This window comes from Saccharicrinis sp. 156, assembly GCF_050589685.1.
GTDB lineage: Bacteria > Bacteroidota > Bacteroidia > Bacteroidales > Marinilabiliaceae > Saccharicrinis.
On record NZ_JBNGOS010000103.1, the window covers coordinates 1 to 1,358 of the forward strand.

Below are 1,358 nucleotides of genomic sequence, written 5' to 3' on the forward strand. Positions count from 1 at the left end.
ATGGCAGAAGATGCATTAATCTTGCGATTTTGTGTAGTTTAGACTAAGCTCCCGCTTTGCGGGTTTAGTTCAACAATAGCTCATATATCATAGGGCGTTAAAGCTGTTACACGAGCTTCGGTAGTTTCTAGCAGCTCCGCCAAATCAGAGATTTGACAGAGTCTGAATATAAAAGATACTCAGTAAAATCTCTGATTCGGCTCTGTGGGTAACAAGAAGGAAAGTGATTTCTAATGCCCTACGATACATAGCTGAGCCGTTAGCAATTATATTATGAGAAAGATACTGCCAATAATATTTATGTTTCTTAATATCATGATTTGTCATGCTCATCAGGATTTTTATGTGACAAAGACTTTTGATAACCTTACAGTTAGGATTAAAACTGGTTATGAATATGGGGAGATTAATAAGTTGAAAATACTTGGAGAACTTGGACAAAGAATGCTTGAAAAAGCTGATTATAAAGGAAAAATACTAATTGACTTTAACCATTATTATACAGGGAAATGTGAACCTGATTATTTTATAAGCTATGACAATGGCTCGATTAAATATACTTGGGATAATAATTTAAGACCTAAATCTGTGTTGTCATCATCGGGATTAGTTATTCGGATTGTAAGCAGCAGAATAGATTATAAAAAGACATTAGAACTACTAAATTATGCCATCGAAAATAAGGACTACATCAAGAAGAATCAAGACTAAATAAAATACGTACAAAATTATTGTCAATGGTTTGTAAATTCTATTGATACAGTTGAAATCAAAAATATTTTGAATCGTAATCAATCTATAATCGTGTCGGAGATTTTAAAACAGAAGGTTTATGTTGCTGACTCGACTTGGAATTTTGGAACATCATATTTTTATCAGAATGATTCATTCAATTTTTTAGTTCGGGCATATAATGGAATTCCAGACACTGTACCTTTATCTGTGAAAAATGTTTACCAAGTAGTTCAGATTGGTTCTGGTTCCAAGATTATTTTTGATACAGATAGCAGTTTCTATTATGTTGGTTGGTATGGTAATAGAGTAGTTTCTCAGAGGCATATAGTTGAAAATACAAAGAATAATTATCAAGGATTTTCAGTGAAAGAGATTGGCGATGATATGTTGACTATTTATTTCAGTCGATTTGCAACAAAAGAAGAGGAAGAAAAAGGGATTGCTGATTTTTATTATTCCCAGACTTTCATTTACGATATTAAAAATGATAAATGGGTTCCTGATATCCGAAGGAACTTGATTGAAAGATAAGAAAATACAATTGCTAACAAATAGAATATAATTAATCACGATGCACCGAAGAAAGTCCCAACTGTGGGTTCGGGTGATTAAATATATTCGTT

The 1,358-nt window shown here is 32.3% G+C and carries 2 protein-coding genes; both read left to right on the plus strand.

The window, feature by feature from the left end:
* The first annotated feature begins 273 nt into the window (after positions 1-273).
* A complete protein-coding gene (locus tag ACRD64_RS25215; RefSeq protein ID WP_430937410.1) occupies positions 274-711 on the plus strand; it encodes a hypothetical protein in 438 nt (145 codons plus the stop codon).
* A 93-nt stretch (positions 712-804) separates the two neighbouring features.
* The gene (locus tag ACRD64_RS25220) at positions 805-1,266 is read left to right on the plus strand and encodes a hypothetical protein (protein WP_430937412.1); all 462 of its coding nucleotides are present in this window, start codon (positions 805-807) and stop codon (positions 1,264-1,266) included.
* Positions 1,267-1,358: the final 92 nt, after the last annotated feature.